The organism is Aminobacter sp. Piv2-1 (assembly GCF_037625995.1).
In the GTDB taxonomy this organism is placed as follows: domain Bacteria; phylum Pseudomonadota; class Alphaproteobacteria; order Rhizobiales; family Rhizobiaceae; genus Aminobacter.
This window is the reverse complement of the sequence record NZ_JARKMU010000001.1, coordinates 389,639-406,874: the sequence shown is the minus strand read 5'-3', so window position 1 is coordinate 406,874 and position 17,236 is coordinate 389,639. Positions and strand designations below refer to the sequence as shown.

Here is a 17,236-nt window from a genome sequence, read left to right as displayed (position 1 = left end):
GCTACAGCTCCAGCCTGTTGATCATGTCCTGGGTGATCAGGCAGATGCCCTTTTCCGAGACGCGGAAGCGCTTGGCGTCCAGTTCGGGATCCTCGCCAACGACCAGCCCCTCGGGGATGTGTACGCCATGATCGATGACAACTCTTTTGAGCTGGGCGTTGCGGCCGACGTGGCAGGCCGGCAGCATCACCACGTCCTCTAGCGTAGCATAGGAATTGATGCGCGCGCCGGTGAAGATCAGGCTGCGCTTCAGCGAAGCGCCCGAGACGATGCAGTCGCCGGAGACGAGCGACGAGATCGCCTGGCCGCGCCGGCCGTCCTCGTCATGGACGAACTTGGCCGGCGGAGTCAGTTCGGAATAGGTCCAGATCGGCCAGTCGCGGTCGTAGAGGTCGAGTTCGGGCGTCACGTCGGTCAGGTCGATGTTCGCTTCCCAGTATGCGTCGACCGTGCCCACGTCGCGCCAGTAGGGTTCGGCCTCGGCCGTCGAGCGCACGCAGGACTTGGTGAAGCGGTGCGCCACCGCCTTACCGTGCTGGACGATGTAGGGGATGATGTCCTTGCCGAAATCGCGGCTCGAATCCGGCTCAGCGGCGTCGCGGCGCAGCTGCTCCATCAGTAACTTGGTCTTGAAGACATAGATGCCCATCGAGGCGAGCGCGAAATCGGGATTGTCGGGGATGCCGGGCGGATCGGCAGGCTTCTCGATGAAGGAGATGATGTTGTCCTTCTTGTCGACATGCATGACGCCGAAGCCGGTCGCTTCCATGCGCGGCACTTCCAGGCAGCCGACGGTGACGTCGGCGCCGGCGTCGACGTGCTGGCGCAGCATCAGTTCGTAGTCCATCTTGTAGATGTGGTCGCCGGCGAGGATGACCATGTATTCGGGCCCGTAGGCCTCGATGATGTCGATGTTCTGGTACACCGCATCCGCTGTACCCTCGTACCACTGCGTCTCCGACACGCGCTGGCTGGCGGGCAGGATGTCGAAGCTCTCGTTTCGCTCCGGCCGCAGGAAGTTCCAACCCCGCTGCAGGTGGCGGATCAGCGAATGCGCCTTGTACTGGGTGGCGACGCCAAGGCGGCGGATGCCCGAGTTCAGCGCATTGGACAGGGCGAAATCGATGATGCGCGTCTTGCCGCCGAAATAGACCGCCGGCTTGGCGCGCCGGTCGGTCAGTTCCTTGAGCCGGCTGCCACGGCCACCGGCCAGCACATAGGCCATGGCATCACGGGCCAGTGGCTGGTTTCTCTTCAGTTCCATGGCATCCTCCCTGCTCAGTCCGCCACAAGCTCAAGCATGACCGTCGCCAGCGGCGGCAGAAGCAGCGTCACTGCCGCCCCTCCTCCGTCCGCCTGCCGCGCGGTGACCATGCCGCCGTTGCCCTTGCCGGACCCGCCATAGTCGAGCGCGTCCGAGTTGAAGACTTCCCGCCACGTGCCCGCCTGGGGCAGCGGCACACGATAATTGTCGCGCGGCACCGGGGTGAAATTCGAGATCACGGCGATCGGTGCTGCCCCCGGCGCCTTGCGCAGCCAGGCAAAGACCGAGTTCCTGGCGTCGTCGACGATCAGCCACTCGAAGCCTTCCGGTTCGCAGTCGCGCGCATGCAGCGCCGGCCGCGAGCGGTAGAGTTGGTTGAGGTCGCTGACGAGCTGCCTGACCCCACGATGCGGGGCGAAGTCGAGCAGGTTCCAGTCGAGCGCCTTGGCCTCGTTCCATTCGGCCCGCTGGGCGAACTCCTGCCCCATGAACAGCAGCTTCTTGCCCGGATAGGCCCACATGAAGGCGTAGTAGGCGCGGAGCGTCGCGAATTTCTGCCAGTCGTCGCCGGCCATCTTGCTGAGCAGCGTGCCCTTGCCGTGCACCACCTCGTCATGGGACAGCGGCAGCACGAAGTTCTCGCTGAAGGCATATAGAAGCCCGAAGGTGATCTCGTTGTGGTGGTGCCTGCGGTGGATCGGCTCCTTCGACAGGTACTCCAGCGTGTCGTGCATGAAGCCCATGTTCCACTTGAAGCCGAAACCCAGCCCGCCCTCATGCACCGGCTGCGACACCTTCGGCCACGATGTCGATTCCTCGGCGATCGTCATCACGCCGGGATGGGCGCCATAGATGGCGGCATTCATCTTCTGCAGGAAGTGCACCGCCTCGAGGTTCTCGCGGCCGCCGAACTCGTTGGGAATCCACTCGCCTTCCTTGCGCGAGTAGTCGAGGTAGAGCATCGAGGCCACCGCATCCACGCGCAGGCCGTCGACATGGTACTTCTCGGCCCAGTAGAGCGCGTTGTTGACGAGGAAGGACACCACCTCGCGCCGGCCGAAATTGTAGATCGCCGTGTTCCAGTCGGGATGGAAGCCCTGGCGCGGGTCGGCATGTTCGTAAAGCGCGGTGCCGTCGAAATGCGCCAGTCCATGCTCGTCGGTAGGGAAATGCGCCGGCACCCAGTCGAGGATGACGCCGATGCCGGCGCGGTGAGCGCCGTCGATGAAACGTGCAAAGCCGTCGGGGTCGCCGAAGCGCGCGCTGGGTGCATAGAGACCTGTCGTCTGGTAGCCCCATGACGGATCGTAGGGATGCTCGGAGATCGGCAGGAACTCGATGTGGGTGAAGCCGGTGTCGACGGCATAGGGGATCAGCCGGTCGGCCAGTTCGTCCCACGACAGGAAGGTGCCGTCGTCACGGCGCTGCCACGAGCCGGCATGCACCTCGTAGATGCTGATCGGCTCGCGACGCTGGTCGGCGCTCCTCCAGTAAGCGCGGTGCTTGTCGTCGCCCCACTGGTGATCCGAAGGTCCTGCCGTCACCGAGGCGGTCGCTGGCCTCAGCTCGGAGCGGAAGGCGAACGGGTCGGCCTTGAGCGGCAGGCGCACGCCGCGCGAACCGATGATCTCGAACTTGTAGGGCCTGCCGGGACCGATGTCGGGAACGAAGATTTCCCAGATACCGGTGTCCTGCCGGTTGCGCATCGGGTGGCGACGGCCGTCCCAATCGTTGAAGTCGCCGACCACGGAGACGCGGTGCGCATTCGGCGCCCAGACGGCGAAGTGGGTACCGTTTGCGCCTTCATGCGAGATCAGGTGTGCGCCGAGCTTGTCGAACAGCCTGCGGTGCGAGCCCTCGGAGATGAAATAGTCGTCCATCGGCCCGAGCACGGGACCGAAGCTGTAAGCGTCGGTGACCCACCATTCGCCGCCTGCATTGCGGGCACTATACCGGAGCGGCTGGCGCTTGCGGATCGAAAGCTTGCCTTCGAAGAAGCCCGCATCGCCCTTGCGTTCGAGTTCCCCACAGGCCTTGCCCTGAAGGGTGTGCGCAGTCACCGTTTCGGCGTGCGGGATGAAGCAGCGCGCGACGAAGCCCTTGTCCGTCTCCTGAGGCCCGAGAACCGCGAACGGATCGCCATGGGTGCCGTTGACGATCGCCTCGATATCGCCCTCCGCAGCTCTTGCGAACTCCGGCTTGGTCTCGGCGGCCGCGCGCGGCTTCTTCATGTTGAGGCATCCCCTCCCAAGGATCGTCGCGAGGTTAGTTCATGCAATCACATCAAGCCGGCACGTTCCAGATTTCTTTCGCGTATTGCCGGATGGTGCGATCGGAGGAGAACCAGCCGACGCGCGCGACGTTGCGGATAGCGCGGGCGTACCAGTCGGGACTGTCGCGCCAGACCGCGTCGACCTGCCTTTGCGCGGCTGCGTACGAATCGAAATCGGCCGCGACCATGAACCAGTCGTGCTGGTGGAGCCCGTCCATCAGGTCGCGATAGCGGTTCGGATCATCGGGCGAGAACACGCCCGACGCAATCGCCGCTACGGCCTGCTTGAGTTCGGGCGAGCCATCGATCACCGCTTCCGGCCGATAGCCGTTTTTGCGGCGCTCGGCCACCTCCTCGGCGGTCAGGCCGAAGATGAAGATGTTGTCGTCGCCGACGCGTTCCTTGATCTCGACATTGGCGCCGTCGAGCGTGCCGATGGTCAGCGCGCCGTTGAGGGCGAACTTCATGTTGCCGGTGCCCGACGCCTCCATGCCGGCCGTCGAGATCTGCTCGGACAGGTCGGCCGCGGGCATCAGGATCTCGGCGGCGCTGACATTGTAGTTCGGCACGAAAACGACCTTCAGCAGGCCGCGCACGGACGGGTCGCGGTTGACGACCCTGGCGACGTCATTGGCCAGTTTGATGATCAGCTTGGCGTTGTGGTAGCTGGGCGCCGCCTTGCCGCCGAAGAACTTCACCCTCGGCATCCAGTCGCGCTCGGGATGCGAGCGGATCTGGTCGTAAAGCGCCACCGCCTCGATGATGTTGAGCAGCTGGCGCTTGTATTCGTGGATGCGCTTGATCTGGATGTCGAACAGCGCCGACGGGTCGACCCTGATGCCCAGCCGCTCGGCCACCAGGTTCGACAGCCGCTCCTTGTTGGCCCGCTTCACGGCGGCGAACTTCTCGCGGAAGGCGGCGTCGCCTGCGAGCGGATCGAGTTCCCGGATCGCCTCGATGTCGTCGAGGAATCGGTCGCCGATCGCCTCGCGCGCAAGGCCCGTCAGGCCGGGATTGCACTGGATCAGCCAGCGGCGCGGCGTGATGCCGTTGGTCTTGTTGTTGATGCGGTCCGGATAGAGCCGGTGCAGGTCGGCGAACACCGTTTCCTTCATCAGGTCGGTGTGCAGCGCCGACACGCCGTTGATGCTGTGCGAGCCGACGAAGGCGAGGTTGCCCATGCGCACGCGCCGCCCGCCGTCTTCCTGGATCAGGGAGATGCGGCTGATCTGGCCGTCGTCGAAGCGGCCGCTCGCCCGCGCTTCCAGAAGGATCTCGGCATTGATCGCGTAGACGATCTGCATGTGGCGCGGCAAAAGCCGCTCGAACAGCGGCACCGGCCAGCTTTCCAGAGCTTCGGGCAGCAGCGTGTGATTGGTGTAGGCGAAGGTGCGCTTGGTCAGCCCCCAGGCCGTATCGAAGTCGAGCCCGTGGACGTCCATCAGGAGCCGCATCAGTTCCGGCACGGCGACGGCAGGATGGGTGTCGTTGAGATGGATCGCAGCCTTCTCGGGCAGCGACAGCAGGTCGCCATACTGGCTGAGATGGCGCTGGAGGATGTCCTGCAGCGAGGCGGTCGAGAAGAAATATTCCTGGCGGAGCCGGAGTTCCTGCCCCGCTGGCGTCGCATCCGCCGGATAGAGCACACGAGAGAGCGCATCCGCCTTGTTGCTCTCGCGCAGCGCGCCGATATGGTCGCCGGCGTTGAAGGCGTCGAGCAGGATCGGGTCGATCGGGATCGCCGACCAGAGGCGCAGCGTATTGACCCGCGATCCCCGCCAGCCGACCACGGGGGTGTCGTAGGCAACCGCGATCATGTGCTCGGTCGGCTTCCAGACATGGCGTTCGAGGCGGCCGTCCTTGTTGGTGACGGATTCCACCGAGCCGCCGAAGCCCACGTCGAAGGCGCGCTCGCGGCGTTCGAACTCCCAGGGGTTGCCATGCTCCAGCCAGGTCTCGGGCAGTTCGACCTGCCAGCCGTCGTGGATCTCCTGCCGGAACATGCCGTTGGCATAGCGGATGCCGTAGCCGTGGGCGGGGATGTCGACGGTCGCCATGCTCTCCATGAAGCATGCGGCGAGCCGGCCAAGGCCGCCATTGCCGAGCGCGGCGTCGGGTTCCAGCTTGGCGATGACGTCGAATTCGACGCCGAGCGAGGCCAGCGCGTCGCGCATCGCTTCCATCAGCCCGAGATTGGAGAAGGCGTCCCGCATCAGCCGGCCGATCAGGAACTCGAGCGACAGGTAATAAACCCGCTTGGCGCTCTTCTCGTAGGATTCCTTGGTCGACGAGATCCATTCGTCGACGATGCGGTCGCGCACGACCTTGATCGAGGCAGTGAGCCAGTCGTAGTCGGTGGCAACCGTGGCGTCCTTGCCGAGCCGGTACTTCAGCGCCTGGAGGATTTCGGCGGCGAGCGCCTCGGGGCTGGTGTTGCCCAGCGACGGCTGGGAGATTTTCGGGGTCTCTGCGCGGGTCATCTTGCCTCTCGCATAGCTGGCCAAATCGGCAACCTTGTCACGTTCCTCCCCAGCCGACACCTGTCCTCCCACTCACATGTTAGACGATCCGAAAGCAATTCCAATCGATTTAAATCCCCGCGTCAATATGAGTCGACGCGGAGATTCATGGAGGATCAGGCGGCCGCCAGCGCCGCCTCTGGCGGCTTCTTCGCTCCGGTCATGAAGGCCACCGCGTCGGACATCGTGTATTCCTTCGGGTCGATCACGGTGAGGCGACGGCCGAGCCGGTGGATGTGGATGCGGTCCGCTACCTCGAACACATGCGGCATGTTGTGCGAGATGAGCACGATCGGCAGGCCGCGCCGCTTGACGTCGAGGATGAGTTCCAGGACGCGCCGGCTTTCCTTGACGCCCAGCGCCGCGGTCGGCTCGTCCATGATGACCACCTTGGAGCCGAAGGCCGCAGCACGCGCCACCGCCACGCCCTGGCGCTGGCCGCCCGAAAGCGTCTCGACCGCCTGGCCGATGTTCTGGATGGTCATCAGGCCGAGTTCGGTGAGCTTTTCGCGGGCCCGCTTTTCCATCGCCGTGCGGTCGAGCATGCGGAACCACTTGCCGAGCACGCCCGGCTTCCTGATCTCACGGCCGAGGAACATGTTGTCGGCGATCGAAAGCGCCGGCGACAAAGCGAGGTTCTGGTAGACGGTCTCGATGCCGGCGTCGCGCGCCTCCATCGGCGACTTGAAATGCACCGGCTTGCCGTCGAGGAGGATTTCCCCCTCGTCGGGCGAGACGGCGCCGGAGATCGCCTTGATGAGCGACGACTTGCCGGCACCGTTGTCGCCGATCACGGCAAGGATCTCGCCCGGATAGAGGTCGAAGTCGGCGTGATCGAGGGCGGTGACGCGGCCGTAGCGCTTCACGAGGCCGCGGGCGGTGAGCAGAGGTTCGGTAGACATCAGCCTGCAACCTTTCTGATCCACTGGTCGATGGCGACGGCGATGATGATGAGCAGGCCGATCAAGAGATAGGTCCACTGCGGGTCGGTGCCGATCAGGCGCAGGCCCAGTTGGAAGACGCCGACGATGAGGGCGCCGAAGAGCATGCCCAGGATCGAGCCGCGCCCGCCGAAGAGCGAGATACCGCCGATCACCACCGCGGTGATGGATTCGATGTTGGCGAACTGGCCGGCAGTCGGCGAAACCGAGCCGATGCGGCCGATCAGCAGCCAGCCGCCGAGCGCGCAGATGAGACCGGAAAGCACGTAGACCGAGATCAGCATCCTGTTGACGCGCACGCCCGAAAGCTCGGCCGCGTCGGGATCGTCGCCGATGGCATAGACATGCCGGCCCCAGGCGGTGTGGTTGAGCACATACCATAGCACCGCGACCAGCAGCACCATGGCGACGACGCCATAGGTGAAGACGGCGTTGCCCATCCTGAAATTGTTGCCGAAGAACTGCAGGATCGGCGCCTGCGCCTCGATATCCTGCGAGCGGATGGTCTCGTTGGCCGAATAGAGGAAGTTCGAGGCCAGCACGATCTGCCACATGCCGAGGGTGACGATGAACGGCGGCAGCTTCATGTAGGCGACCAGCGCGCCGTTGATCCAGCCGCAGAATGCCCCGACCGCGAAACCGCAAAGGATGGCGAGCGACGGAGGCAGGCCGTAGCGGAAGGTGAATTGCCCCATCACCACGGACGACAGCACCATGATCGCACCCACCGACAGGTCGATGCCGGCGGTCAGGATGACCAACGTCTGAGCAGCGCCGATGATGCCGGTGACGGCAACCTGCTGGAGGATCAGGGTCATCGAAAAGGCCGAAAAGAACTTGCCGCCGATGATGACGCCGAAGGCTGCAAGCGAAGCCACGAGAACGATCAGCGGCACCGCCGCCGGGTTCTTGTGCAGGAAATGCTGGATCTTCTCGATCGGCGATCGGGTATGGGTATCGAAGCTCGCCACCGACGTGTCGCTGCCCGAGAGAACCTTCTCGAACTCCTGCGGCCGCCTGGCATCTGCCGAAGCGTCAGACATATCGAAATTCCTCCCAATGAGGGACTTTCCATCCCTCTTGCCGGAAGGGCGACCAGGGACTGGCCGCCCTCCTTCTGCAAGAGTGTCACGCCGTCAGGCGATCAGATCAACCCCAGCACTTGGACAGGCCCGTCTTGACGTCGATCGATTCAACGCCCTGGGCGGGCTTGTCGGTCACCAGCGAAACGCCGGTGTCGAAGAAGTCCTTGCCCTCGGTCGGCTTGGGCTTCTCGCCGCTGTCGGCGAACTTCTTGATCGCCTCGATGCCGAGCGATGCCATCAGCAGCGGATATTGCTGGGAAGTGGCGCCGATGACGCCAGCTTCGACGTTCTTGACGCCCGGGCAGCCGCCGTCGACGGAGACGATAAGCACGTTCTTCTCCATGCCGACAGCCTTCAGTGCTTCGTAGGCGCCGGCGGCGGCGGGCTCGTTGATGGTGTGGACGACGTTGATGCCCGGGTCCTTCTGGAGAAGGTTCTCCATTGCCTTGCGGCCACCCTCTTCGTTGCCGTTGGTGACGTCGTGACCGACGATGCGCGCATCGTCCTCGTCGCCGATCTTGTTGGCGTCCTTCACGTCGATGCCGAAGCCCATCATGAAGCCCTGGTCGCGCAGCACGTCGACCGTCGGCTGCGACGGCGTCAGGTCGAGGAAGGCGACCTTGGCGTCCTTGGCCTTGTCGCCGAGCGTGGCAGCCGCCCACTGGCCGATCAGCTTGCCGGCCAGAAGATTGTCGGTGGCGAAGGTCGCATCGGCGGAGTCAGCCGGCTCGAGCGGGGTGTCGAGCGCGATCACCAGGATGCCGGCGTCGCGGGCCTTCTTGACCGCGGGCACGATGCCCTTGGTGTCGGAGGCCGTGATTAGGATGCCCTTGGCGCCGTCGGCGATGCAGGACTCGATGGCCGCCACCTGGCTCTCACTGTCGCCGTCGATCTTGCCGGCATAGCTCTTGAGGTTGACGCCGAGCTCCTTGGCCTTGGCCGTCGCACCTTCCTTCATCTTGACGAAGAACGGGTTGGTGTCGGTCTTGGTGATAAGGCACGCGCCCACCTCGTCTGCCGAAGCGGGGGCGGAAAGTGCGGCAAGGCCGGCAACCGCGGCGCCGAACACGGTCGTCTTCAGAACGGAAAATTTCATCGGGTACTCCTCCCAGATCCAAACAATGGCCCCATCGGTCGGTGGCCTGAGACGCTCGTTCACTCTTCCCAGTCGAGCGTCCGGCAACGACGAAACACCAAACGCGCCGACGAGTCAATAAATAAATCACTCTTATTTATTATTGACAGGATTGCAGGCCAGCCGCATTCTGGATCAAACGAAGAATGAAAAAGACGGGAGGAGTCCGGTGGAGGCCGGGAGCGTGAGACACGGTTCGCCGGAAGCTGAAAGCCAGCGCCTGCGGGGAACCAACCAGAGCGGCATGCGCGACCACAACGAGCGGCTGGTGCTGTCGCTGGTGCGGCAGAGCGGCGCGCTCGCCAAGTCCGACATAGCGCGCATGACCGGTCTGTCGGCCCAGACGGTTTCCGTGATCATGCGCGAGCTCGAGGACGAGGGCCTGCTGCTCAGGCAGGAACCTGTCCGCGGCAAGATCGGCCAGCCGTCCATCCCCATGGCACTGAACCCAGAGGGCGCCTTCTTCATCGGCCTCAAGATCGGCCGCCGCAGCGCTGAGCTCGTGCTCATCGACTTCCTCGGCAACACGCGCGCCATGCTGCAGAACTCCTACCGCTACCCTGCCCCGCGCGACACGGTCGACTTCGTGAAATCAGGCATCGCGCAGATGCGCGCCAGCCTGACGCGCGACCAGGACAAGCGGATCGCCGGCCTCGGCGTCGCCATGCCGTTCGAACTGTGGAACTGGGTCGACACCGCAGGCGCGCCCCGCGAGGTGATGGAAGAGTGGCGCAACCGCGACATGCGCTCGGACCTGCAGGCGTTGTTCCCCTTCCCCGTCTACCTGCAGAACGACGCCACATCTGCCTGCGGCGCCGAGCTGGTGTTCGGCGACATCGGCACCTTGCGCGACTTCGTCTATTTCTACATCGGCGCCTTCGCCGGCGGCGGCGTGGTGCTCAACGGCCGGCTCTACAGCGGGTCGACCGGCAATGCCGGCGCGCTTGGCTCGATGCCGGTACCTGGCCCGACAGGCAAGCCGACGCAGCTCATAGACGTCGCCTCGATCGCCATGCTGGAGAGTGCCCTCAACGCACGCGGTATGGATGCCGCCCATCTGTGGACGTCGCCGGAGGAATGGGGCGACCTCGGTCAGGATCTCGACGACTGGCTTTCCAAGGCGGGCGACGCGCTCGCCTACGCCATCGTCGCCTCCGCCTCCGTCATCGACTTCGAGAGCGCCGTCATCGACGGCTGGATGCCCGGGGCGATCCGCGCCCGGCTCGTCGAGGCCGTGCAGGCTTCGATCGGCAAGATCGACGTCGAGGGGTTGCGCCTGCCCTCCGTGCGCGAGGGAACCGTTGGCATCCATGCACGCGCCTTGGGCGGGGCGAGCCTGCCCCTGTCGGAGCGCTTCCTCATCGGCGCCACCGCACTTTCGCGAGGTCCATGAACGTGTTGATCGGCATTCCCCCAGCCCTCGGACCGGAGCTGCTGTTCACCCTGCGCTCCATGGGCCACGGCGACGAGATCGCCATCGTCGACGGCAACTATCCTGCCCAGGAGCATGGCCGCCGCGTGGTCCGCGCCGACGGACTCGACCTGGTCCCGATGCTCGACGCGGTGCTGCAGGTTCTGCCCGTGGACGATTTCGTGCCACAGGCGATTTTCCGGTCGTCGGTCAGGGGCGATCCGGCCCTGTCCGCTCCTGTCCACGGCGAGATCGAGGCCGTGTGCGCCCGGCGAGCCCCAGGATTCGCCGTCGTGCCGCTGCCCGGCGGGGTCTTCTATGATCGCGTGAAAGCGGCCCACACCATCATTGCCACCAGCGAGCCGAGGCTCTACGCCAACGTCATCATCCGCAAGGGTGTCATCTATCCAAAAGGGACGGACAAGCCATGATCCTGTGCTGCGGCGAAGCGCTGATCGACATGCTGCCGCGGCAGAGCACCGAGGGCGAACCGTCCTTCGCGCCCTATGCCGGCGGCGCGATCTTCAACTCGGCCATCGCGCTCGGCAGGCTCGGCGTGCCGACCGAGTTCTTTTCCGGCCTCTCCTCCGACCTGTTCGGTCAGCAGATCCGCGACGTGCTGGCCGCAAGCAATGTCGGATCGCGCTATGCCAACCTCTCTGGCCGTCCGACGACACTCGCCTTCGTACGCCTCACGGACGGCCACGCGAGCTACACCTTCTACGACGAGAACACCGCCGGCCGGATGCTCACCGACGCCGACCTGCCAGTTCTCGGCGACGACATCGACGCCATGCTGTTCGGCGCCATCAGCCTGATCCCCGAACCCTGCGGCGCGGCCTACGAAGCGCTGATGCGGCGCGAGCACGGCAAGCGCGTCACGATGCTCGACCCCAACATCCGACCCGGCTTCATCCAAGACAAGAAGCATCATCTCGCGCGCATGGAGCGGATGATCGCCATGGCCGATATCGTCAAGCTGTCGGACGAAGACCTCGGCTGGTTCGGCGAAGCCGGCAGCCAGGAGGATGTAGCCGCGCGCTGGCTTGGCAAGGGGCCCAGGCTCGTCATCGTCACCGCCGGCAGCAAGGGAGCGACCGCCTACAGCGCCAGCCACAAGGTATCCGTGACGCCGGAAAAGGTGACGGTCGTCGACACCGTGGGCGCTGGCGACACCTTCAATGCCGGGGTGCTCGCCTCGCTGCATGAGCAGAAGGCACTCTCCAAGCACGCGATTTCGGAGCTTTCCGAAACCGCCATCCGTGAGGCGCTCACCCTTGGCGCGCAAGCCGCGGCGATCACCGTCTCGCGGGCGGGCGCAAACCCGCCCTGGCGACGCGAACTGGCCTGAATCGGGCGCAAAAAGCCATTTTGGCCGATCACTTTATGTTTCGCATCGCCGAGCCGGCGCAGCAGCCGGCCAGTTCAAAACCCAGCTTTTCCGCCATTTTCAGGCCGCTGGCATCGCAAGCGAAAGTAACAAGAACCCAAACCGCGCACGGGATGCCGCAGGCAGCTCTGCTTTTTCGACTTCGGTAACTCTGCTATCAGCAGCCGAACAAAATCAAAGGGTTTGGGGCAATATGCAGTTCATCGATCTCGGCGCGCAGCGCGAAAGAATCCGCGACCGCCTGAAGGCGGCCATCGACAAGGTCGTCGACGAAGGCCGCTACATCCTGGGGCCCGAAGTCACCGAATTCGAGAACCAGCTGGCCAAGTATGTCGGCGTCAAGCATGTCGTGGCCTGCGCCAACGGCACTGACGCGCTGCTGCTGCCGCTGCTCGCGTCCGGTATCGGCCCAGGCGACGCGGTGTTCGTGCCGAGCTTCACCTTCGCCGCGACCGCCGAGGTGGTGGCGCTCGCCAAGGCCGAGCCGGTCTTCGTCGACATCGAGCCCGACACCTACAACATCTCGATCGAAAGCCTCGAAGCCGCGATCGCCATGATCAAGGCCGAAGGCCGCCTGAAGCCCAAGGCGATCATTCCGGTCGACCTGTTCGGCATCGCCGCCGACTATGCGGCGATCGACGCCATCGCCAAGCGCGAGAACTTGCTGGTCATCGAGGACGCCGCCCAGTCCATCGGCGGCTCGCAGGACGGCAAGATGTGCGGCGCCTACGGCCATGTCGGCGCCACCAGCTTCTATCCGGCCAAGCCGCTCGGCTGCTACGGTGACGGCGGTGCAATGTTCACCAACGACGATGCCTTCGCCGCCAAGCTCCGCTCGTTTGCCTTCCACGGCAAGGGCGAGACCCAGTACGACAACATCCATGTCGGCCTGAACTCGCGCCTCGACACGCTGCAGGCCGCGATCCTGATCGAGAAGCTCGCCATCCTCGAAGACGAGATGGAGGCGCGCGCGCGCGTCGCCCAGCGTTACGCCGACGGCCTCGGCGACGTGGTCAAGGCTTCGCGGGCGCCCTCGGGCGGCCGCTCGGCTTGGGCCCAGTACGCCATCGAGACCGCCGACCGCGACGGGCTCAAGAAGCACCTGCAGGAGCAGGGAATTCCGTCGGTGATCTACTACGTGAAGCCGCTGCACGTGCAGGTCGCCTACAGCCACTATCCGCGCACTCCGGGCGGGCTGCCGGTTTCGGAAGCCGTGCCGGGCACCATCCTGTGCCTGCCGATGCACCCCTATCTCGGCGAAGCCGACCAGGACCGGATCATCTCCACGATCCGCAACTATGTCGGTTCCAACTCGGCCAAGATCGCGGCCGAGTAAGCGCAGGGCAAAGTCAGAAAATGAAGGCCGGGTCGACGATCCGGCCGCTCGAGACGAAGTGCGGATTGGCGAAATCCGCGTCGTCCTTCTGGTTGCGCTTGCCGTAGACGAGCGCCGCGCCATCCAGAGTATGCGTGGTGCCGCCGGCGGCGCGCAGCACCGCATCTCCGGCAGCCGTGTCCCACTCCATCGTCCGGCCGAAGCGCGGATAGATGTCGGCCTCCCCTGCGGCGACCAGGCAGAATTTCAGCGACGAGCCGACCGAGACGATCTCGGCGGCCGAAACCTTCCTGATGAAGGCTTCGGTCTCCGGCGTGCGATGCGAACGGCTGGCGACGATGGTCAGCGGCTCGCGCCCCTCGCGCACATGGATGCGACGGCGCACCGAGACCGCCTTGCCGTCCCGCGCCTCGAAGGCCTCGGCCCTGCCCGGCCGGCCTGCAAAGAACCTGCCGGTGCAAGGCGCGTAGACCACGCCGATCTCGGGCGCGCCGTCCCTGACCAGCGCGATGTTGACGGTGAAATCGGTGTGGCGCCTGACGAATTCCTTGGTGCCGTCGAGCGGATCGACCAGGAAGAAGGCCCGGCCGAGCGCGGGCGGAACCACGCCTGCGGCGATCTCCTCCTCGGCAACGCACGGCACGTCGGGAAACGCTGCGCGCAGGCCCTCGAGGATTACGCGTTCGGCGGCGCGATCGGCCTGGGTGACGGGCGAGGCATCGGGCTTGTCCGTCACCGCGATGTCGGAATGGAAAACCTCCATGACGGACCGCCCGGCCTCCAGTGCCAGGCGCTCGAACAGGTCGAGGATCGCCTCGTCAGATGCCGCCGCCGTCGTCGTATTGATGCTCTGCGATGTCACGCTCATTCAGCCAGTTCTCGACAGTTTCGACCATTTCCTCAGGCGTCTTGCCGAGAGTCTGCAGATGAATCTCAGGATTCTCCGGCGTTTCATAGGGTGAATCGACGCCGGTGAAATTCTTGATCGCACCCGAGAGCGCGCGTGCATAGAGCCCTTTCGGATCGCGCCGCGCGCATTCCTCGAACGGCGTGTCGACGAAGACCTCGACGAACTCGCCCTGCCCCATCAGTTCGCGCGCCATGCGCCGCTCGGCCCGGAACGGCGAGATGAAGGAGACGATCACGACGAGCCCCGCATCGGCCATCAGCTTGGCCACTTCGGCCACGCGGCGGATGTTCTCGACCCTGTCCTCGTCGGTGAAGCCCAGGTCGCGGTTGAGGCCATGGCGGACATTGTCGCCGTCGAGGATGTAGGTGTGCCGGCCGGCCGCATGCAGCTTCTTTTCGAGCAGATTGGCAACCGTCGACTTGCCCGATCCCGAAAGGCCAGTGAACCACAGCACGGCGGGGCGCTGGTTCTTCAGCTCGGCGCGCGCCTTGCGCGTCACGTCGAGCGACTGCCAGTGGATATTCTCGGCGCGGCGCAGCGGATGCAGGATCATGCCGGCGCCGACCGTCGCATTGCTGATGCGGTCGATGAGGATGAATGCGCCCGTCGTGCGGTTGTCGGCGAAGCTGTCGAACGCCACCGGCGACTGGCTGGAAATGTTGCAGACCCCGACCTCGTTCATCTCCAGCGACTTCGCCGCTTCGTGGGCGAAGTCGTTGACGTTGATCCGGTACTTGAGATCGGTGACGGTGGCGCTCGTCTGGTCCGTCTCGGTGCGCAGGATGTAGGACCGGCCGGGCAGCAGCGCCTGCTCGTCGAACCAGACGACGTTGGCGGCGAACTGGTCGGCGACATGCGGCCGCGCATCGGGCGTCACCAGCACGTTGCCGCGCGACACCTCGACCTCGTCGTCGAGCACGAGCGTGATCGCCTGGCCCGCGACGGCCGTCTGCAGGTCGCCGCCATGGGAGACGATGCGCTTGACCCTGGCGGCCTTGCCGGACTTCGCCACCACCACTTCGTCGCCCTGCGAGATCGCGCCCGAGGCGACGGTTCCGGCAAAGCCCCGGAAATCGAGATTGGGCCGGTTGACGTACTGCACGGGAAAGCGGAAGGGCTTGGCCGCCTCCTCCGCCTCCACGACCACCGTTTCGAGATGGTCGATCAGCGTCGGGCCGGCATACCAGGCCATCTTGTCGGAACGACGGGTGACATTGTCGCCATAGCGCGCCGACATCGGGATCGGCACGATGGAGTTGAAGCCGAGGCTTTCGGCGAAGGCCAGGTAGTCGGCGGAGATGCGCTCGAACACGGCCTGGTCGAAACCGACGAGGTCGATCTTGTTGATCGCGACCACGATGTTCTTGATGCCGAGCAGCGAGGCGATGATCGAGTGCCGCCGCGTCTGGCGCAGCACGCCCTGGCGGGCATCGACCAGAACGATGGCGAGGTCGGCGGTCGAGGCGCCGGTCGCCATGTTGCGCGTGTACTGCTCGTGGCCCGGCGTGTCGGCGACGATGAACTTGCGCTTCGGCGTGGCAAAGAAGCGATAGGCGACGTCGATGGTGATGCCCTGCTCGCGCTCGGCCTCGAGCCCGTCGACCAGGAGCGCGAAGTCGACGTCCTCGCCGGTCGTGCCATGCTTGCGGGAGTCGCGCTCGAGCGCCGCAAGCTGATCCTCGAATATCTGCTTGGTGTCGGAAAGCAGGCGGCCGATCAGCGTCGACTTTCCATCGTCGACCGAGCCGCAGGTCAGGAAGCGCAGCAGCGACTTCTGCTCCTGGGCGGCGAGGTAGTCGCGGACGCTTTCCACGGTCTCGATCTTGGTAGCGACGGCCTGGCGCATCAGAAGTACCCCTCGCGCTTCTTCTTTTCCATAGAACCGGCTTCGTCGCGGTCGATGAGGCGCCCCTGCCGCTCGGACGTGCGGGCCGTCAGCATCTCGCCGACGATGGCCTCGAGACTGTCGGCGTCGGATTCGATGGCGCCCGTCAGCGGGTAGCAGCCGAGGGTGCGGAAGCGCACCAGCCGGTTCTCCACCACCTCGCCGGGGCGCAGCTTCATGCGGTCGTCGTCGCGCAGGATCAGCATGCCGTCTCGCTCGACCACCGGCCGGTGCTTGGCGAAATAGAGCGGCACGATCGGGATGTTCTCCTGCAGGATGTACTGCCAGATGTCGAGCTCGGTCCAGTTCGACAGCGGGAACACGCGGATCGACTCGCCGGCCGAAACGCGCGTGTTGTAGATCTTCCACATCTCCGGCCGCTGGTTCTTGGGGTCCCAGGCATGCTGGGCGTTGCGGAAGGAGAAGATGCGCTCCTTGGCGCGCGACTTCTCCTCGTCGCGGCGCGCCCCGCCGAAGGCCGCGTCGAAGCCGTATTTGTCGAGCGCCTGGCGCAACCCGACCGTCTTCATCACATGGGTGTGGGTATTCGACCCGTGGTCGAACGGGTTGATGTTGTCGCGGACCCCGTCCGGATTGACGTGTACCAAAAGGTCGAAGCCGAGTTCGCTGGCCATCTGGTCGCGAAACGCGATCATCTCGCGGAACTTCCAGGTCGTGTCGACGTGGAGGAACGGGAACGGCGGCTTGGCGGGATAGAAGGCCTTCATCGCCAGATGCAGCAGGACCGAGGAATCTTTCCCAACGGAATAGAGCATCACCGGCTTCGAGAATGTGGCCGCGACCTCGCGGAAGATGTGGATTGCCTCGGCTTCGAGACGATCCAGGTGCGTCAGTCTGGCAAGCATTAAGGAGCCTTCGGTGCGTGTCGGTGGACGCGCGCCTGTGACCAACACGTCCTTTCGCGCGCAGTTTCTCATAATTCAGCATCGTCTCAAGCAGCCAACGACCAAAAAGCGCTGGACCGCTGGTCTGATTTTGCCCCTTGCCCACCGGAGCCGGAATGCGATTTCACGTGCGCCCGCCGCAGGTCGTCTCTCCAGTACCAAGATACCGGCGAAGGTGGAGAG

At 64.9% G+C, this 17,236-nt stretch carries 13 protein-coding genes; 4 read left to right on the top strand and 9 right to left on the bottom strand.

All coding sequences use genetic code 11. From position 1 onward, the window contains the following. Position 1 precedes the first annotated feature (1 nt). The 6 genes from glgC to AmiPiv_RS01900 form a co-directional block, all read right to left on the bottom strand. Positions 2–1,264, bottom strand: coding sequence for a glucose-1-phosphate adenylyltransferase (glgC, locus tag AmiPiv_RS01925; RefSeq protein ID WP_340035557.1), 1,263 nt, complete (start codon positions 1,262–1,264; stop codon positions 2–4). A gap of 14 nt (positions 1,265–1,278) precedes the next feature. Next, complete coding sequence (gene glgB, locus AmiPiv_RS01920) at positions 1,279–3,495, bottom strand: 1,4-alpha-glucan branching protein GlgB (protein ID WP_340035556.1); 2,217 nt, start codon at positions 3,493–3,495, stop codon at positions 1,279–1,281. A 52-nt stretch (positions 3,496–3,547) separates the two neighbouring features. Next, on the bottom strand, positions 3,548–6,016 hold the full coding sequence (locus AmiPiv_RS01915) for a glycogen/starch/alpha-glucan phosphorylase (protein ID WP_340035555.1): 2,469 nt from the start codon (positions 6,014–6,016) through the stop codon (positions 3,548–3,550). A 155-nt stretch (positions 6,017–6,171) separates the two neighbouring features. Next, positions 6,172–6,957: an ATP-binding cassette domain-containing protein gene (locus AmiPiv_RS01910; protein WP_340035554.1), complete on the bottom strand. Its 786-nt coding sequence runs from the start codon at positions 6,955–6,957 to the stop codon at positions 6,172–6,174. Beyond that, positions 6,957–8,039, bottom strand: a complete 1,083-nt coding sequence (locus AmiPiv_RS01905) for an ABC transporter permease (RefSeq protein ID WP_340035553.1) — start codon at positions 8,037–8,039, stop codon at positions 6,957–6,959. The genes AmiPiv_RS01910 and AmiPiv_RS01905 overlap by 1 nt, the downstream gene beginning before the upstream one ends. Before the next feature lie 106 nt (positions 8,040–8,145). Then, positions 8,146–9,177 (bottom strand): sugar ABC transporter substrate-binding protein, encoded by a 1,032-nt coding sequence (locus tag AmiPiv_RS01900; RefSeq protein WP_340035552.1) that lies wholly within the window; start codon positions 9,175–9,177, stop codon positions 8,146–8,148. 208 nt (positions 9,178–9,385) lie between these two features. Here AmiPiv_RS01900 and AmiPiv_RS01895 point away from each other — a divergent pair, with 208 nt between their 5' ends. The 4 genes from AmiPiv_RS01895 to AmiPiv_RS01880 all read left to right on the top strand — a co-directional run bounded on the left by AmiPiv_RS01895 (position 9,386) and on the right by AmiPiv_RS01880 (position 13,353). Next, positions 9,386–10,609 (top strand): ROK family transcriptional regulator, encoded by a 1,224-nt coding sequence (locus tag AmiPiv_RS01895; RefSeq protein WP_340035551.1) that lies wholly within the window; start codon positions 9,386–9,388, stop codon positions 10,607–10,609. Between the two features lie 2 nt (positions 10,610–10,611). Further along, positions 10,612–11,058: an RbsD/FucU family protein gene (locus AmiPiv_RS01890; RefSeq protein WP_340035913.1), complete on the top strand. Its 447-nt coding sequence runs from the start codon at positions 10,612–10,614 to the stop codon at positions 11,056–11,058. Further along, on the top strand, positions 11,055–11,978 hold the full coding sequence (locus AmiPiv_RS01885; protein WP_340035550.1) for a carbohydrate kinase family protein: 924 nt from the start codon (positions 11,055–11,057) through the stop codon (positions 11,976–11,978). The genes AmiPiv_RS01890 and AmiPiv_RS01885 overlap by 4 nt, the downstream gene beginning before the upstream one ends. A 232-nt stretch (positions 11,979–12,210) precedes the next feature. Continuing rightward, positions 12,211–13,353, top strand: coding sequence for a DegT/DnrJ/EryC1/StrS family aminotransferase (locus AmiPiv_RS01880; protein ID WP_340035549.1), 1,143 nt, complete (start codon positions 12,211–12,213; stop codon positions 13,351–13,353). Positions 13,354–13,366: 13 nt separating this feature from the next. Here AmiPiv_RS01880 and cysQ read toward each other — a convergent pair whose 3' ends face one another. Genes cysQ through cysD form a run of 3 tightly spaced genes read right to left on the bottom strand, consistent with a single transcriptional unit; the run spans position 13,367 to position 17,014 of the window. Next, positions 13,367–14,221 carry a 3'(2'),5'-bisphosphate nucleotidase CysQ gene (gene cysQ, locus AmiPiv_RS01875; protein WP_340035548.1) on the bottom strand — a complete coding sequence of 285 codons (855 nt, stop codon included), beginning with the start codon at positions 14,219–14,221 and terminating at the stop codon, positions 13,367–13,369. Then, on the bottom strand, positions 14,172–16,109 hold the full coding sequence (gene cysN, locus AmiPiv_RS01870; protein ID WP_340035547.1) for a sulfate adenylyltransferase subunit CysN: 1,938 nt from the start codon (positions 16,107–16,109) through the stop codon (positions 14,172–14,174). Before cysN ends, cysQ begins: the two co-directional genes overlap by 50 nt. Beyond that, positions 16,109–17,014: a sulfate adenylyltransferase subunit CysD gene (gene cysD, locus AmiPiv_RS01865; RefSeq protein WP_340035546.1), complete on the bottom strand. Its 906-nt coding sequence runs from the start codon at positions 17,012–17,014 to the stop codon at positions 16,109–16,111. Before cysD ends, cysN begins: the two co-directional genes overlap by 1 nt. Positions 17,015–17,236 lie beyond the last annotated feature (222 nt).